General features: G+C 71.3%; 9 protein-coding genes. 5 read left to right on the forward strand and 4 right to left on the reverse strand.

The annotated features are described in order from the left end of the window. Positions 1 to 25 precede the first annotated feature (25 nt). Both ACLQ2O_RS24640 and ACLQ2O_RS24645 read left to right on the forward strand, forming a co-directional pair. Positions 26 to 6,790, forward strand: a complete 6,765-nt coding sequence (locus ACLQ2O_RS24640) for a hypothetical protein (RefSeq protein WP_425835310.1) — start codon at positions 26 to 28, stop codon at positions 6,788 to 6,790. 21 nt (positions 6,791 to 6,811) lie between these two features. Beyond that, complete coding sequence (locus ACLQ2O_RS24645) at positions 6,812 to 7,744, forward strand: LLM class F420-dependent oxidoreductase (RefSeq protein WP_425835312.1); 933 nt, start codon at positions 6,812 to 6,814, stop codon at positions 7,742 to 7,744. On the opposite strand, the gene ACLQ2O_RS24650 is transcribed toward ACLQ2O_RS24645, so the two are convergent. Further along, a complete protein-coding gene (locus ACLQ2O_RS24650) occupies positions 7,741 to 8,937 on the reverse strand; it encodes an MFS transporter (RefSeq protein WP_425835315.1) in 1,197 nt (398 codons plus the stop codon). The genes ACLQ2O_RS24645 and ACLQ2O_RS24650 overlap by 4 nt on opposite strands. Positions 8,938 to 9,139: 202 nt before the next feature. Between ACLQ2O_RS24650 and acnA the strand changes: the two genes are divergently transcribed. Next, positions 9,140 to 11,914 carry an aconitate hydratase AcnA gene (gene acnA, locus ACLQ2O_RS24655; protein WP_425835317.1) on the forward strand — a complete coding sequence of 925 codons (2,775 nt, stop codon included), beginning with the start codon at positions 9,140 to 9,142 and terminating at the stop codon, positions 11,912 to 11,914. A 67-nt stretch (positions 11,915 to 11,981) separates the two neighbouring features. Here acnA and ACLQ2O_RS24660 read toward each other — a convergent pair whose 3' ends face one another. Both ACLQ2O_RS24660 and ACLQ2O_RS24665 read right to left on the reverse strand, forming a co-directional pair. Further along, positions 11,982 to 13,088, reverse strand: a complete 1,107-nt coding sequence (locus ACLQ2O_RS24660; protein WP_425835319.1) for a hypothetical protein — start codon at positions 13,086 to 13,088, stop codon at positions 11,982 to 11,984. Further along, on the reverse strand, positions 13,085 to 13,720 hold the full coding sequence (locus ACLQ2O_RS24665; RefSeq protein ID WP_425835321.1) for an RNA polymerase sigma factor: 636 nt from the start codon (positions 13,718 to 13,720) through the stop codon (positions 13,085 to 13,087). Before ACLQ2O_RS24665 ends, ACLQ2O_RS24660 begins: the two co-directional genes overlap by 4 nt. Positions 13,721 to 13,941: 221 nt before the next feature. Here ACLQ2O_RS24665 and ACLQ2O_RS24670 point away from each other — a divergent pair, with 221 nt between their 5' ends. Both ACLQ2O_RS24670 and ACLQ2O_RS24675 read left to right on the forward strand, forming a co-directional pair. After that, entirely contained in the window at positions 13,942 to 14,658 is a 717-nt protein-coding gene (locus ACLQ2O_RS24670) for a TSUP family transporter (protein ID WP_425835323.1), read from the forward strand. 30 nt (positions 14,659 to 14,688) lie between these two features. Beyond that, complete coding sequence (locus ACLQ2O_RS24675; protein WP_425835325.1) at positions 14,689 to 15,237, forward strand: HEAT repeat domain-containing protein; 549 nt, start codon at positions 14,689 to 14,691, stop codon at positions 15,235 to 15,237. On the opposite strand, the gene ACLQ2O_RS24680 is transcribed toward ACLQ2O_RS24675, so the two are convergent. Next, complete coding sequence (locus ACLQ2O_RS24680; protein WP_425835327.1) at positions 15,234 to 15,890, reverse strand: maleylpyruvate isomerase family mycothiol-dependent enzyme; 657 nt, start codon at positions 15,888 to 15,890, stop codon at positions 15,234 to 15,236. The two genes, ACLQ2O_RS24675 and ACLQ2O_RS24680, sit on opposite strands and share 4 nt — an antisense overlap. Between the last annotated feature and the right edge of the window lie 6 nt (positions 15,891 to 15,896).

The following is a 15,896-nucleotide window of genomic DNA, read 5'->3' on the forward strand; positions in this document are numbered from 1 at the left end:
ATGTTCGCTGGAGACCTGATACCCGATGCCGCTCGTCGATCTGGATGACCCGGAGGAGCTCCGCGCCCGCTGGAGCGCCCTCGCCGCGGTCGCTCACGCGACCGGTTTCGACCGTCGCTGGTACGCGGACGCCGACGGCTGGTACCACCAGGACGAGACCGGTTCGGACCTGCGGCTGGTGCGGCTCTCCGACGGCCGGTCGGTTCTCTTCGGGTACCACACGCAGCACAGCCGGACCGCCGGGACGGACCTGCTCGCGGGCGCCCCGGACTGGATCGGGCAGCCGGAGGTCAAGCGGCGGATCGCCGCGGGAGAGCTCGGGTTCGTCTACGGGTCGTTCAACGGGACGTGGGCGCGGGCGTCGTACGAGGGTGATCCTTGGCAGCCGGTGGACGACGGTTTCGGACCGATCGGGCAGTGGATCACCTCGGACGAGGAGGCCGCGCGGGAACTGATCGAGTGGGCCGCGGAGTGGGCCGACTACCTGGGCGGGCTGGACGAGCTGGTGCCTTCGGGCGTGGCGCTGATTCGATCCGCTGGTGCTTCGGCGTTGTCGGCGGAGCAGCTGGGGGAGTTCTTCTCGCGGCTCGGGGTCGGGCCGCGGTCGGCGCAGCAGCCGGACTTGTACGCGGCGCTGACGGCTGTGCAGCAGTTCGATCCTGGGGCTGCTGGTGCTGCTGCTGCGCCGGCTCCTGTTGCTGAGGAGCCTGAGGAGCCTGAGGAAGAGCTCTACATCGTGCCTCCGGGGGTCAGCCCTTTCACCGGCCAGCCCATCGCCGAGGACGCCCACGAGATCATCGGCGCCGAGCCTTCGTACGAGGCCCAGCCGTCGTACGAAGGCCCGCCTTCCCACGAACCTCAGCCCTCGTACGAGGCCCCGCCTTCGTCCGAAGCTCAGCCGGCTCCCGAGCCTCCTGTTGAGGACAACTACGGCGTCGTCAACAAGAAGCCCCGCCTCTTCGGCCGCAAGAAGAAGCAGCGCGAGGACGACAACGCCTCCCTGGCCGGCCTCGGCCTGGCCGCCCCCGACCCCGATCCGACTCCCCAGGCCCCGCGCACCTACGACCGCCCCCTCCCGTCGTCGGAGCCCCCACGCGTAGGCGGCCCCGTACAGGACGGCGAAGACTTCTACGCCAGCCTCTTCGCCGACGCCCCCGCCGCGGCGACGTACACCCCCGACACCCCGACCGACCAGCAGCCCGCCAGCGACACCTGGTCAGCCAACGACGCCACCAGCGAACTAACCGCCGTCCCCGACGAAGCAGCCCCCTTCGCCGCCCCCGACGACACCGCCCCCGTCGCTGTCCCCACTCCCTTCGCCGTCCCCGACGACAGTGCTCCTTTCGCCGTCCCCGACGACACGGCCCCGTTCTCGCCCTTCCCCGAGTCGGACCCGCCACGCCCCGACTCCCCGTTCGCCCCCACCCCCCAAGGCCCGGCCCGCGAGCCCCACTCGCTCCGCGACGCCAGCCCGGGCGACCCCTCACCCCACTCCGCCTCACCTTTCGCGCCATCTGCCGACGGCCCCCAAACACCGCCCCCCGAGGCCCGCTCGCTCCGCGACCCCGGCCAGGGCGACCCCACACCCCAGGCTGCCTCACCCTTCGCGCCCCCGGCTGGTCACCAGCCCGGCCCAGACGCACCCGACTCACCCTTCGCCCCCCAGCGCCCCGGCCTCGACGGGCGTGCGCCCAGCTCCCCTTCAGCGCCCGCTCCTGACACGTCCCGCACTCCAGGACCCGACGACCGCTCGCGTTACGCTCCGGGACCTGACGACCGCTCGCCCTACGCTGCGGATCCCGACAGCCAGTCGCCCTACGCGCCGGCCCCCGGCGCCCGCTCGTTCCAGGACCCCGCGCCCGGCGATCACGCCCCCCAGCCCGCCTCGCCTTTCGCGCTGCCGTACGACGAGCCGGCCCCCTCCGACCCCGAATCTCCTTTCGCTCGTTCACCTGGCGAGCCCCCGGTCGCCCCCGAATTCTCGTCGTCCGCAGCAGACGACACCGGCGTCATCACTCCCATCGATTCCGACGACGAGTTCTCGGCCGCCGACGACGACACCGGCGTGCTCGCCCCCGTCGACAGCGAGCCGTACCCCACAGACGACGCCCCGGACCCCACCCCGCCGACAGATGCCCCCGGCGCCACCCCACCGATAGCCGACCCCGGCACTGTCGACGCCTTCACCGCCGGCGACGACACCGGCGTCATCCCACCAATCACCGACGCCGTCGCGGATCCCACCCCCGACGACGACACCGGAGTAATCCCACCCGTCGCCCCTCTCTCCACCCCGCCGGACGCCCCCCAGGACCACCGCCCCACCTCACCCCTGGACCGCGACCAGGACCACCAGACGTCCACCCCTCCGGCCGCCCCCTCGGACCAGCACCCCGGTTCACCCTTCGACGCTGCCCAGGATCAGCGCCCCGGCTTGCCCTTCGACGCCGCCCAGGGCCAGCGCGCCGGCTTGCCCTTCGACGCCGCCGAGGCTGAGGGCTCCGGCTCGTCCTTCGACGCGGCCCAGGACCAGCGCTCCAGTCCGCCCTTCACCGCGGCCCAGGATCGGCGCTCCGATTCGTCCTTCGACGCCGCCCAGGGCCAGCGCGCCGGCTTGCCCTTCGACGCCGCCGAGGCTGAGGGCTCCGGCCCGTCCCTCGACGCGGCCCAGGACCAGCGCTCCAGTTCGCCCTTCACCGCGGCCCAGGATCGGCGCTCCGATTCGTCGTTCGACGCCGCCGAGGACCAGCGCTCCGGCTCGTCCCTCGACGCGGCCCAGGACCAGCACCTCGGTTCGCCCTTCACCGCGGCCGAGGATCGGCGCTCCGATTCGTCCTTCGACGCCGCCCAGGACCAGCGCCCCGGCGCGCCCTTCGGCACTACCCACGACTACCAGCACCCCACCTCACCGCTGGATGCGCGCGCCACCTCGCCCCTCGGCGGACCTGAGGCCGATCGGTCGACCTCGCCCGAGGATTCGACCGCGAACCACCGGCCGGTCTCGCCCCAGGACCACGGCGTGGCTTCGCCGCCGTACGCGCCTGAGGCCGATCGGTCGACGTCGCCCGAGGATTCGACCGAGGACGACCGGCCGGTCTCGCCCGAGGCCCACAGCGCGGCTTCGCCGCTGGACGTATCCGAGGCCGCTCGGTCGACCTCACCCGAGGACTCGACCGAAGACCATCGCGCGATCTCGCCGCAGGACGCGACCGAGAACTACCAGGCGATCTCACCCCAGGACGCGACCGAGGACTACCGCGCACTCCCGCCGGAGGACGACCGCCAAGCTTCGCCCTTGGACGCACCCCGGGACCGCCGCTCGACGTCCCCTCTGGACGCACCCCAGGACGGCCGCTCAGCCTCGCCGCTCGACGCCCGCCAGAACCCCCGCACAACCTCGCCCCTCGACGACCTCGCGCCCGACCACCCGGCGCAGTCCGAGCCCGAGCCCCCATCTCCGATGGAGCGCGAGTGGGTCGGCGGTGCCTGGATCAACGGCGAGTGGATCGAGGACGCCGCCGCCTACTTGGCAGCCAATCCGCACCTCGCCCACCAACCCCGCCCCGCCCGCCGCCAACGCAGAACCCCGTCGGCCGATGCCGCCCAAGCACCGATCAACGCCGACACGTACGCCCCAGAAGCCGACGGCCACCGCCTCGACGCCCGACCAGACGGCAACAACAGCACCGCCGAAGCCCGAGCCGACCACCAGTCGACCGATGCCCAAGGCAACCGCGCCCACCAGACGGACGACCTACGAGCCGACACCGACAGACGCGGTGTCGACCCCCGAGGAGACGACCTACGAGCCGACGCCGACAGGCGCGGTGCGGATCTCCGCGACGACCGCCGGGCACGCGACGGGGGAGCGGACGTCGACAGGCGCAGTGCCAGCCTCCGGGACGCCCGGCAGGCGGGCGACGTGGGAGCGGACGGCGACAGGCGTAGTGCCAGCCTCCGGGACGCCCGGCAGGCGGGCGACGGGGGAGCGGACGGCGACAGGCATGGCGCCGGTCGCCGGGGCGATCGCCAGGCAGATGACCAGCGAGCCGACGCCGATAGGCGCGGTGCGAGCCTCCGAGACGACCGGTATGCAGGCGACCTGGGACCTGAGGTCGACGGTGGCGGTGCCGCGTTCCGAGACGCCCGGCAGGCGGGCGACTCGGAAACGGACGGCGACAGGCATGGCGCCGGCCGCCGGGATGATCGCGAGGCAGATGACCAGCGAGCCGACGCCGGCCGGCGCGGTGCTGCCCTGGCGGACGATCGCCGGGCGGATGGGCCGGGAGCGGACGTCGACGGGCGTGGCGCCGCGTTCCGAGACGATCGCCGTGCGGATGACCACCGAGCCGATGCCGACAGGCGTGGTGCCGCCGACCTTCGGGACGGCCGGCAGGCGGGCGACGTGGGAGCGGACGTCGACGGGAGCGGTGCCGGCGGTCGGGACGACCGCCGGGCGGATGGCGTGCGAACCGACGTTGACGGGCGCGGTGCTGACCTTCGGGACGCCCGGCAGGCGGGCGACGTGGGATCGGACGTCGACAGCCGCCGTGCCAGCCTCCGGGACGACCGCCGGGCGGACGACCTGCAAGCCGGCGCCGTCGGGCACGGTGACGACGAGCGGGGTGAGGGCGAGCGCAGGACGGGCGATCTGCAGGCTGATGGCGACGGGCGCGACGCTGAGGTTGAGGGTGACGGCGATCGTCGCCGGCTCGGCGTCCGAGGTGACGGCGACGGGCATGCGGCCGACGTACGAGATGACCGCCGGGCGGATGAGCTGCGGGGTGACGTCGAGGGCCGTGATGGCGACGCGCCGGGGGACCGCGATCGCCGAGCGGCCGACGTACGAGGTGAAAGCGAGCGGGCGCTCGACGTACGGGGTGATGGTCGGGCGGGCGGCGCGCGGTGGGTTGCTGACGAGCCGACTGTTTCGTATTCGTCGATCGAGCACGATGCCGCGTCCGACGGGGACGAGCGATGGGCCGCAGAGTCGGGAGTGGCCGATGAGTCGTTCCTGGAGGATCGGCTGGTTGGTGAAGAGGTTGGCTCCGCGGCGGAGGACGAACGGTGGGCCGGCAGCGGTGCGGGGGATGGGCGGTCGGCTGACGTTCAGCCTGGGGACGATGAGCCGACGGCCGAGATCGCCGCGCTGGTTGATGAGCCAGGCGGTGACGACATCGCGCGGGTCGACTCGGGGCAGAGCGCTGCCGCGGGCGATGGGCCGCGGACGTATCCGCCGCTGAGTGATCAGTACGGCGGGTCCGGCGGCGAGCTGGACGACTACGAGTACTCGACCGAGGTCTTCCACGACGAGATCCTCGGCAGCGCGGACTGGACGGCCGACCAGCTGGGCGAGATCTCGGTGGCGCCGGGTGAAGCTCGACCTGAGGTTGAGCCAGCTCGTACGCCGGAGCCGCAGGATGTCGAGCTGCCGGCGGGCGAGGTCGAGGAGTCCGATCAGCAAGGCGCGGACGCCGAGGAGACCGGTGCCGACGAGCCATCAAGCGCCGAGCAGGTCGCGGCCGCCGCCGATCAGGTGTCAGGCGCCGAGCGGGTGTCAGCTGTCGAGCAGGGGTCAACTGCTGAAGGGGAGCCCGCACCCGACCGGGAGGCTGCATCCGACCGGGAGGCCGTATCCGACCGGGAGCCGGCCGCCGAGAAGTCGCCCGCGCCGGAGGAGACGCCGGTCGCCGAGGTGGTTGCTCCCGGCATCGACGAGTCGGCGGACACGCGCGAACCCGAGCAGCCGGAGGCGGCGCTGGCGAGCGACGCCTATGAATCCGAGCAGGCCGACGGAGCCGCGGAGGCGGGTGATGCCCGCGGGCCGCAGCAGGCCGACGAGGTCGCGGAGCGGGGTGGCGCCGACGAGTCTGAGCAGGCTGCGGAGGCGGGTGATGCCCGCGGGCCCGAGCAGGCCCGCGGAATCGCCGAGCCGGACGACGCCCGTACGCCCGAGCAGTTCGACGAGTCTGCCGAGGCTGGCGACGCTTACGAGCCGGACGAGACGGCTGAGATCGTTGGGCTTGCTGACGCGTTGGACTCGTACGAGCCTGATGACACCGCGGAGGTTGCCGGGCTCGCGGAGGCCTCCGAGCCCGAGCGGACTGCAGAAACAGCCGACGAGGTCGAGGGCAGCTCGGAGACGGGTGGCCGCGAACTGGCGGCTGAAGCTGCTGGTGGGGTTGAGCCTGGTGTTCAGGCAGCTGCCGTACAGGTCAACGGGCTGAATGGGCAGCACCCCGAAGACAACGGCCACCACCCCAACGCCGGCATGCTCATCCCCGAGCTCACCAGCTCGGGCGTCCCGATCGCGCTCCCGCTCGGTGTCGAGCAGGCCATGCGTGCCGAGCCCGAGCGTCCCCGCCCGCGCCTCACCGAGTCCGCCGCCTTCGAGGCCCTTCGTCAGTGGTGTCGCGCGCGCACCAGCGTCGTGCCGTCCGGGTTCACCATTCAGGTGCAGGTTCTCGACCCCGCGCGTCCGTCGTACAGGTTCGATCTCGAGCCGGCTCAGGTTGACGACCAGGAGTGGCCCGACGAGCGGCTCGCGGAGCTGCTTGGCGATCTCTGGATCGACGAGGCGCAGACCGAGCACGGTGGCTGGCTGTTCGCGCGGATCGACGCCGCGGGCCGGACGCTGCGCATCGACCGCTGGTACGATCAGGTCCCCGAGTGGTGGGACACGCAGCTCCCGGGCGCGATCGACGTCGAAGGGCTCGTACGACGCCTCTACCGCCGCGGCCCGGACTGGCAGCCGTCCTACCTGGAGCAGCTCTACGTCACCGTGCAGTGAGCCCGGGATAGCGTTGTCCCCATGTTGCTCAGGATCTTCACCGAACCCCAGCAGGGCGCCTCGTACGACGACCAGCTGACCGTTGCCCGCAAGACCGAGGAGTGCGGTTTCGACGCGTTCTTCCGTTCCGACCACTACCTCGCGATGGGCGACGACGACGGCCTGCCCGGCCCGACCGACGCGTGGATCACGCTGGCCGGGCTGGCGCGTGAGACCAGCCGGATCAAGCTCGGCACGCTGGTCAGTTCCGCGACCTTCCGTAACCCGGGCGTGCTGGCGATCAGCGTCGCGCAGGTCGACCAGATGAGCGGCGGTCGCGCCGAGCTCGGGCTGGGGGCGGGCTGGTTCGAGGCCGAGCACGCGGCGTACGGGCTGGACTTCCCGGACACGCCGGGCCGGTTCGACCTGCTGACCGAGCAGCTCGAGCTGATCACCGGGCTGTGGGACACGCCAGTGGGGGAGAAGTACGACTTCACCGGCAAGCACTACCAGCTGAAGGACTCCCCGGCGCTGCCGAAGCCGGTCCAGCAGCCGCACCCGCCAATCATCGTCGGCGGCGCCGGCAAGAAGCGCACACCCGCGCTCGCCGCCCAGTACGCCACGGAGTTCAACGCCGGCTTCAAGAACCTCGACGAGACCAAGGTCCTCTTCGACCGCGTCCGAGCAGCCTGTACGACGATCGACCGCGATCCGAAGACCCTGGCCCTGTCGGCCGCCCACCGCGTCGCCGTCGGCAAGGACCAGGCCGAGGTCGAACGTCGCGCCGCCAACGTCGGCTGGTCCCTCGACCAGCTCGCCGAGCACGGCGTCGGTGGCACCCCCGCCCAGGTCGTCGACCACCTCGGCCGCTTCGCCGAGCTCGGCGCCGACCGCTTCTACCTCCAGATCATGGACCTCACCGACCTGGACCACCTCGACCTGATCGCCTCCGAGGTCCTCCCGCAGCTCTCCTAGTCCGCGGGCCGCCGCATGATCGCCGCGGTCAGGGCGAAGAGTGCGGCGGCTCCCGCGAGGGCGACCGGCAGGCCTGCCAGGTGCGCGACGAGCGTGATCAGCAACCCGCAGACCACCTCGCCGAGGTACTCGGCCTGGGCGAGGAATGAGTGCGTGGTCGCCCGTACGTCGCTCGTCGTGCGCGCGTTGACCCAGATCATCGCGATCACCCGGGTGAGCGGGACGGCGATCCCGGACACGAGGATCAGCGCCGCGGTGGCGCTGATCGAGGTCGGTGCGACCGCCAGCCCGATGACGCCCACGGTGCCGACCAGCGCCGCGACGCCGTACGAGTGACGCGCGTGCTCCCCGTCAAGGCGTCGGGCCACGATCCGCAAGGTCACGGCGCCGAGGACGAGAGCGACCACACCCAGCCCGGTGAACCAGACGATCGGGTCGAGCCGGATCGGCAGGCCCAGTTCGAGCAACTGCTTCGGCGCGAGCCGGCCGGCTGCGTCGGTGGCGCCGTTGACCAGGAACGTCGCCAGGAAGATCCGCAGCAGTTCCGGGCTGCCGCGGACCAGACCGACTCCACGGCGGAACGTCGTCCACGACGCCGCCCAGCGAGCACCGGATGCGGGGACGCACCGTTCCTCGCTGAAGCGGGCGACGACGTACACGCTCAGCAGCAGCATCGCCGCGCCGGCGCCGATGATCGCCACCTCACGCCGGGTCGCCCAGGCGAGAGCTCCGATCACCACGAGCCCGGTCGCCGCGCCGGACAGCTGGGCGCGGGCTGTCCGAGTCAGCACGGCCGAGATGCGATCAGGGGCATTCAGCTCGTCGGTGATCCAGGCGATGTCCGAACCGCTCGCGAAGGTCCACGCCAGCCCCCACAGCACCTGAGTCGCCAGCAGCAACGGGAACGACGTGACCAGGCCGGTGGTCAGCATGGCGGTCCCCATCAGGATCTGCGACACGACCAGCGACCACTTCCGGCTGACGGTGTCCGCCAGTACGCCGGCCGGCACCTCGCAGCACAGCGCGAAGATCCCCTGAGCGGCTCCGATCGCCACGATCTGGGCAGCGCTCAGCCCGGCGTCGAGCACCAGGTAGACCGAGGTGACGAGCCACCAGCCGTTGTGCAGTACGGCGCGGGCCCAGTTCCAGCGGACGAACGCGCGCGTCAGCACGTCCTCCCGCGAACTGTCCACGCTGCAGTCGATCAGCGCCCGGCGCCCTGCGGCAAAGCAATTTCCGACTTGGGGCGGTGGCTCGATGTCGTGTATCTTGATGTCGAGAGAGTTTGCCGCTGAGGAGCTCGGCCGGGAAGTTAGGGCAGCCTGACCTGTAGGTCGGGTGGGTGGCTCGGCAGGATGGGTACCAGCGGAACAGGACGGACAGAGGAGCAGGTTGATGGCCAGCGTCGACAGCTTCGGTGCCAAGGGTGCACTCGAGGTCAACGGACAGTCGTACGAGATCTTCAGGTTGGCGGGCATCGAGGGCGCGGAGACTCTGCCGTACTCGCTCAAGGTGCTGCTCGAGAACCTGCTGCGCACCGAGGACGGCGCGAACATCACCGCCGACCACATCACCAAGCTGGGCAACTGGGACGCCGACGCGGCGCCGGACACGGAGATCCAGTTCACGCCGGCGCGCGTGATCATGCAGGACTTCACCGGAGTGCCGTGCATCGTCGACCTGGCCACCATGCGCGAGGCCGTCGCCGAGCTCGGTGGTGACCCGACCAAGATCAACCCGCTGGCCCCGGCGGAGCTCGTGATCGACCACTCGGTGATCACCGACGTCTTCGGCCGTCCGGACGCCTTCGAGCGCAACGTCGAGTTCGAGTACCAGCGCAACGGCGAGCGGTACCAGTTCCTGCGGTGGGGCCAGACCGCCTTCGACGACTTCAAGGTCGTCCCGCCGGGCACCGGCATCGTGCACCAGGTCAACATCGAGCACCTGGCCCGGACCGTGATGGTCCGCGACGGCATCGCCTACCCGGACACCTGCGTGGGCACCGACAGCCACACCACGATGGTGAACGGCCTGGGCGTGCTGGGCTGGGGCGTCGGCGGCATCGAGGCCGAGGCCGCGATGCTGGGCCAGCCGGTGAGCATGCTGATCCCGAAGGTCGTCGGTTTCAAGCTGACGGGCTCCGTGCCGGCCGGCGCCACCGCGACCGACGTGGTGCTCACCATCACGCAGCAGCTGCGCAAGCACGGCGTGGTCGGCAAGTTCGTCGAGTTCTACGGCGAGGGCGTCGCGGCGGTTCCGCTGGCGAACCGGGCCACCATCGGCAACATGAGCCCGGAGTTCGGCTCGACCTGCGCGATCTTCCCGATCGACGACGTCACCCTGGAGTACCTGCGCCTCACCGGCCGGTCCGACGCCGACGTCGCGCTGGTCGAGGCGTACGCCAAGGAGCAGGGCATGTGGCACGACCAGTCGGTCGAGCCGCGCTTCTCGGAATACCTCGAGCTGGACCTGTCCACGGTCGTTCCGTCGATCGCCGGCCCGAAGCGGCCGCAGGACCGGGTCTCGCTGAGCGAGTCGAGAGAGGCCTTCCGCGGTGCGCTGACCGACTACGCGACCGAGGAGCTCGAGGTCGACCCGTCGGAGCTCGGCAGCTTCCCGGCCAGCGACGCGCCGAACGGTCACGGCCACGTCAACGACGAGCCGCACACGCCGCACGGTGGCCCCGGCCGTCCGTCGAAGAAGACCAAGATCACCCTGAACGGCGCGGAGACCGAGCTCGACCACGGCCACGTCGTGATCGCGTCGATCACGTCCTGCACCAACACCTCCAACCCGTCGGTGATGCTGGCCGCCGCGCTGCTGGCGAAGAAGGCCGTCGACAAGGGCCTGACCAGCAAGCCGTGGGTGAAGACGTCGCTGGCCCCGGGCTCGAAGGTCGTCACCGACTACTACGAGAAGGCCGGCGTCACGCCGTACCTGGAGAAGCTCGGCTTCCACCTGGTCGGCTACGGCTGCACGACCTGCATCGGCAACTCGGGCCCGCTGCCCGAGGAGGTCTCGGCCGGTGTGCAGGAGGCCGACCTGGCGGTCGTGTCGGTGCTGTCCGGCAACCGCAACTTCGAGGGCCGGATCAACCCGGACGTGAAGATGAACTACCTGGCGAGCCCGCCGCTGGTGATCGCGTACGCGCTGGCCGGGACGATGGACTTCGACTTCGAGACCGACGCGCTGGGTCAGGACACCGACGGCAACGACGTGTTCCTGCGCGACATCTGGCCGACCGCGGACGAGGTCGAGAAGACGATCGCCTCCTCGATCAGCAAGGAGATGTTCACCAAGGACTACGCCGACGTCTTCGCCGGTGACGAGCGCTGGCAGTCGCTGCCGACGCCCGAGGGCAAGACCTTCGAGTGGGACGCCGACTCGACGTACGTGCGCAAGCCTCCGTACTTCGAGGGGATGGCCAAGGAGCCGTCGCCGGTCACCGACATCAGCGGCGCGCGCGTGCTGGCGAAGCTGGGCGACTCGGTCACGACCGACCACATCTCCCCGGCCGGTGCGATCAAGGCCGACGGCCCGGCCGGCAAGTACCTGGCCGAGCACGGCGTGGATCGCAAGGACTACAACTCGTACGGTTCGCGGCGCGGTAACCACGAGGTGATGATCCGGGGCACGTTCGCCAACATCCGGCTGCGCAACCAGATCGCACCGGGCACCGAGGGCGGCTTCACCCGCGACTTCACCAAGGCCGACGCGCCCGTCACGTCGATCTACGAGGCGTCCGAGGCGTACCTCGAAGCCGGTACGCCGCTGGTCATCCTGGCCGGCAAGGAGTACGGCTCGGGCTCGTCGCGCGACTGGGCGGCCAAGGGCACGGCGCTGCTCGGCGCGAAGGCGGTCATCACCGAGTCGTTCGAGCGGATCCACCGCTCGAACCTGATCGGCATGGGCGTCCTGCCGCTGCAGTTCCCCGAGGGCGAGAACGCGGAGTCCCTCGGCCTGACCGGTGAGGAGACCTTCGACATCAGCGGCGTCACCGCGCTGAACGACGGCGACGTCCCGCGCACCGTGCACGTCACGGTCACCGGCACCGACGGCGGCACCCAGGAGTTCGACGCGGTCGTCCGCATCGACACCCCCGGTGAGGCCGACTACTACCGCAACGGCGGCATCCTGCAGTACGTGCTCCGCTCGCTGATCGCGAACTGAGCCGGCCTGTACGACGAAGAGCCGGCAGCCCCGACGCGGGGTTGCCGGCTCTTGCCGTTCTCTCGGGTCAGCTTCTGCAGCCCAGGGTCTGGTCCACCCTGACCATGTCTCCCTTGCGGAGCGCATCCCCGCCGGCCCAGATCCAGTACGACCAGCCGCCCTGCTTGTCCATCTCCTGGAGGATGTCCCAGGAGCGGCTGCCGGACAGCGCCGTCACGGCCTCCCGCATCTTCGCGGCGTCACCGGACTTCTTCGCGGCCTTCCACTGGGCGAGCCACCCGCAACTGATCGCGCCGGTGACCTTGGCGCCGAACTGGTAGCGGTCGAGCACCAGGATCTTCAGGAACGGCGAGCGGTCGAAACCGTTCGGGACCGGTACGTCGGCCAGCATCTCGTCGATCACCCGCGGGGCGTCGGACTGCTTGACGATCGACTCCGGCATCGCGTCCAGCCACGTGTCGGTGTCGACGGTCTTCAGCTTGGTCACCAGGCTCCGGTACGCCGCCACCGAACCGACGTCGCCGCGGATCTCCAGGAAGTAGGGCCCCTTCGGCGGCAGAAGGGTGGTCAGGTCCGTCGACCCGTCCCCCTGATGCGCGGTGCCCTTCTGGCCGAGCACCTCGATCGGGATACGCCGCCATTTGACGCCGGGATCCCTCTGGTTCGTCAGGCGGCCCTCGTACAGGCCGGTGGGGATCCAGTTCACCTGGAGCTTCTGTTTGCCCCGCGCGAACCTGATCTCCCCCTCGTTGGCACGGAACACCGGCACGGCGTCGATCTTCCAGGCCGGGTCGTCGAGCACCAGCCTCGGCGTCGCGTCGGTCACCGCGCGGAACTCGGCACCGTACGCCGACACCGGCGCCACCGGGTTGTTCTCACCGGGGAGCAGCACCCCGGTGAGCGCCACCGCCGCGGTCGCGGCGGCCGCCACGAGGACGACCCCGAGCCGCCGCGTCCGCTTCCGTCGTGCCCGCACGAGCGGCGAGACAGCTGCGGGAGTCGAGGCCGGTACAGGGTCGGCGTCCGGCGCGGGGTGCGTCTGAGCCTGTCGGTCGGTGCTGATGATGTCCTCCAGCAGGTCGTGCTCGGCGGCGGCGGTCGGCAGGTGCCGGACCTTCGCGTCGCCGTACGGGTTGGCCCGTGCGATCAGCTGGTCGAGTTCGTGGTCGTTCATCGGTCCTCCTGCGCTGGTCGCTTGGGCTGGTCTTCCCGTTCATGTCCGGAATCGGCGAAGGCGTCTCCGATCGCCTCGCGCAATCTCGTCCGCGCCCGGTGCAGCCGCGTTCGGACAGTCCGCGACGGTACGCCGAGCACGATCGCGGCCTCGCGCGGTTCGAGTCCGTCCCAGGCCGTGAGCATCAGCAGTTCGCGGTCGTCGTCGCTCAGGCGGGCCAGGCCCTGCTGGATCACCGTTGTCGAGCCGGTCAGGTCGGCGTGGTCGGGCATCACCTCGCTGAGGTGCTGCCGCAGCCGCCCGGCCAGCCGGTCGCGCCGGAGCTCGCCGCGGCGGTGGTTGGCGACGACGCGGCGGGCGACGCCGTACAGCCAGAGCCGGGCGGTGTCGTTGGCCGGGACCTCGTCGATGCGCCGCCAGGCGACCAGCATCGCCTCGGCGACGACGTCGGCGGCGTCCTCGGCCGAGCCCACCCGGCGCAACGCGTAGCCGAGCAGGGCGCGGAACTGGCTGTCGAACAGCGCCCGGAACCTGAGCTCGTCGGCGAGGCCGGAGGCGGACGGGCGCTCAGGCGGATCGTCGTGGTCCGGTACGACGGCGACCGGCGGGGGCGGACTCGAAGGACTCCTCATGCTCCACCCATGTCCGGGAGTATGGCGGTCGTTACAGGTCAGCCCCGTCGAGTGTGGACGGACCTGGATGGGGTAGGACGGTCCTGGTGCGACCGGCCGGTACGGCGCCGGTCGCGCCGCGAGGAGCCGGCCGATCCGGGCCCTCGGTGCGGCCCGGCCTCACTCGGCCGTGACCGGCGGGACCTGCTCCGGGGCCCGCGATGCTGGAGAGGCTGGGCGGCGTGGACCTGGGGATTCTGTTGCTGGGCGGGGTGGCGATCGCGGTGGCGGCCGTCGTCCAGGGAACGCTCGGCCTCGGGCTGATGCTGGTCGGTGCGCCGGTCGTCGCGCTGCTCGACCCGTCGCTGATGCCGGGCGGGATGCTCGTGCTCGGGACCTTGCTGCCGATCTTGACGTTGGCGCGGGAGTGGCGGCAGATCGACTGGCGGCAGGCCGGGTGGCTGACCGGTGCACGGGTGGTGACGACGCCGCTGGGCGTGCTGGTGCTGGGGTGGTTGTCGGCGCGGGCGATCGGTGCGGTGGTCGGGTTCGTCGTACTGGGGGCTGTCGTGCTGACGTTCTGGCGGCTCGACGTGCGGGCGACCCGGCGCAACCTGGTGATCGCGGGCGCGGTCGCGGGGATCTCCGGTACGGCGGCGTCGATCGGCGGTCCGCCGGCGGCCGTCGTACTGCAGCACGAGCAGGGGCCGCGGCTGCGGGCGACGCTGGCCGCGTTCTTCTTCCTCGGGTCCGCGGTGTCGCTGGCGGCGGTGGCGATCGGTGGGGAGTTCACGCGGCACCAGCTGTACTACGGCCTGTCGTGGATCCCGGCGCTGGGGATCGGGTTCGCGGTGGCGGTGCCGTTGCAGAAGCGGTTCCACGGCCCGCGGCTGCGGCAGACGATCCTGATCCTGGCCGGGCTGTCGTCGATCCTGGTGATCCTCAAGTCGCTGCTCTGAACTGTCGGCGCGGGCCGCTTTACTGGTCGGGTGGCAGCTCATCCGCGAGCGGTGGTCGAGGCCGCGTGCGCCCGGTACGGCGAGGAGACGGTCGTCGGCTGGTGCATCGCGCTGCTCACCGGGGAGATCTCCGGCGAGGACGCGTACGGGCCCGACCTCCCGAAGCTCCAGGCGATCACCGGCAACCCCAACCCCGGCGGATGGCAGCAGCCGGTCGACCCGGTGAACCACTACTGGGTGCGGGTCTGGGCGGCGCGGGTGCTGCTGTACGCGTGGCGGGACGAGGCCGTCGACGCACTGCGGGCTGTTGCCGACGATCCGGCGTGGCGGGTCCGGGAGCATGTCGCGCGGATCACCGCCCAGCGCGAGCTGGGCGAGCTGGTCGACCTGCTGATCCCGATGCTGGACCACGAGCTGCCCAGGGTCCGGGCGGCTGCCGTACGGGCTGTTGGCGCGGCCGGTGAGTACGAGCACGCCGAGGCGATCGATGCGCTCCGGGACGATCCCGACCCGACAGTCAGAGCAGCCGTTGAAAAAGCTTTGGAGAAATTGTCCGAGCGCTTGGACAGGGAGGTCTAGAGCGCTGCCGTGACCTGGGGGAGGGCCGCGCCTGAGAGATTAGCGAGGCCTGCGGGGCGGCCCGTGGCGGTGAGAATGAGGTCCGCGAGCGGCCCGTGGAGCTCCTGGACGTCGGCGTTGCCTGCGCCTTGGTGACCGACGCCTCCCGACCACGGGTGGTCGGTGGCGACCAGGCGGGTGGCGCGGAGGCGCCGGGGGGCGCCGTAGAACTTGCTCTTCAGGACGTGTTCCAGCGCGATCACCGCCGACTCGGCGGGCATCGGGCGAGGGCGGCCGAGCGGGCGGGCGACGTCCTGGCCGTGGACCAGTGCGTCGAGCAGCGGGTCGACGATGCCGGCGCCGAGGGTCCGGTGGGCCGAGGTCGCGGTCTCGCGGAGTTGGGCGACCAGTTCGGCGGGGGAGAAGCGGGCGGCGCGCTCGGTGGCGAACGTGAGTTCCATCCGGTCGAAGCTGCCGCGCGCCCTGATCGCGCCCTTGATCACCATCGGCACGGTCGTCCGCGTCGACAGCGTCATGTGCGCGGCGACGTCGTGCACGGTCCACCCGGCGCACAGCGAGTCGGCCTGCCACTCAGCGGCGGTCAGGCTCTCGAAGAAGTCGGCGAGGCTGAGCCGTTCGGCGGTCGTCAAGGCGAGTACGGCGCGGTCGTCCATGGTGGT

Origin of the sequence: Kribbella sp. DT2 (assembly GCF_049844575.1) — a bacterium.
Lineage (GTDB): Bacteria > Actinomycetota > Actinomycetes > Propionibacteriales > Kribbellaceae > Kribbella.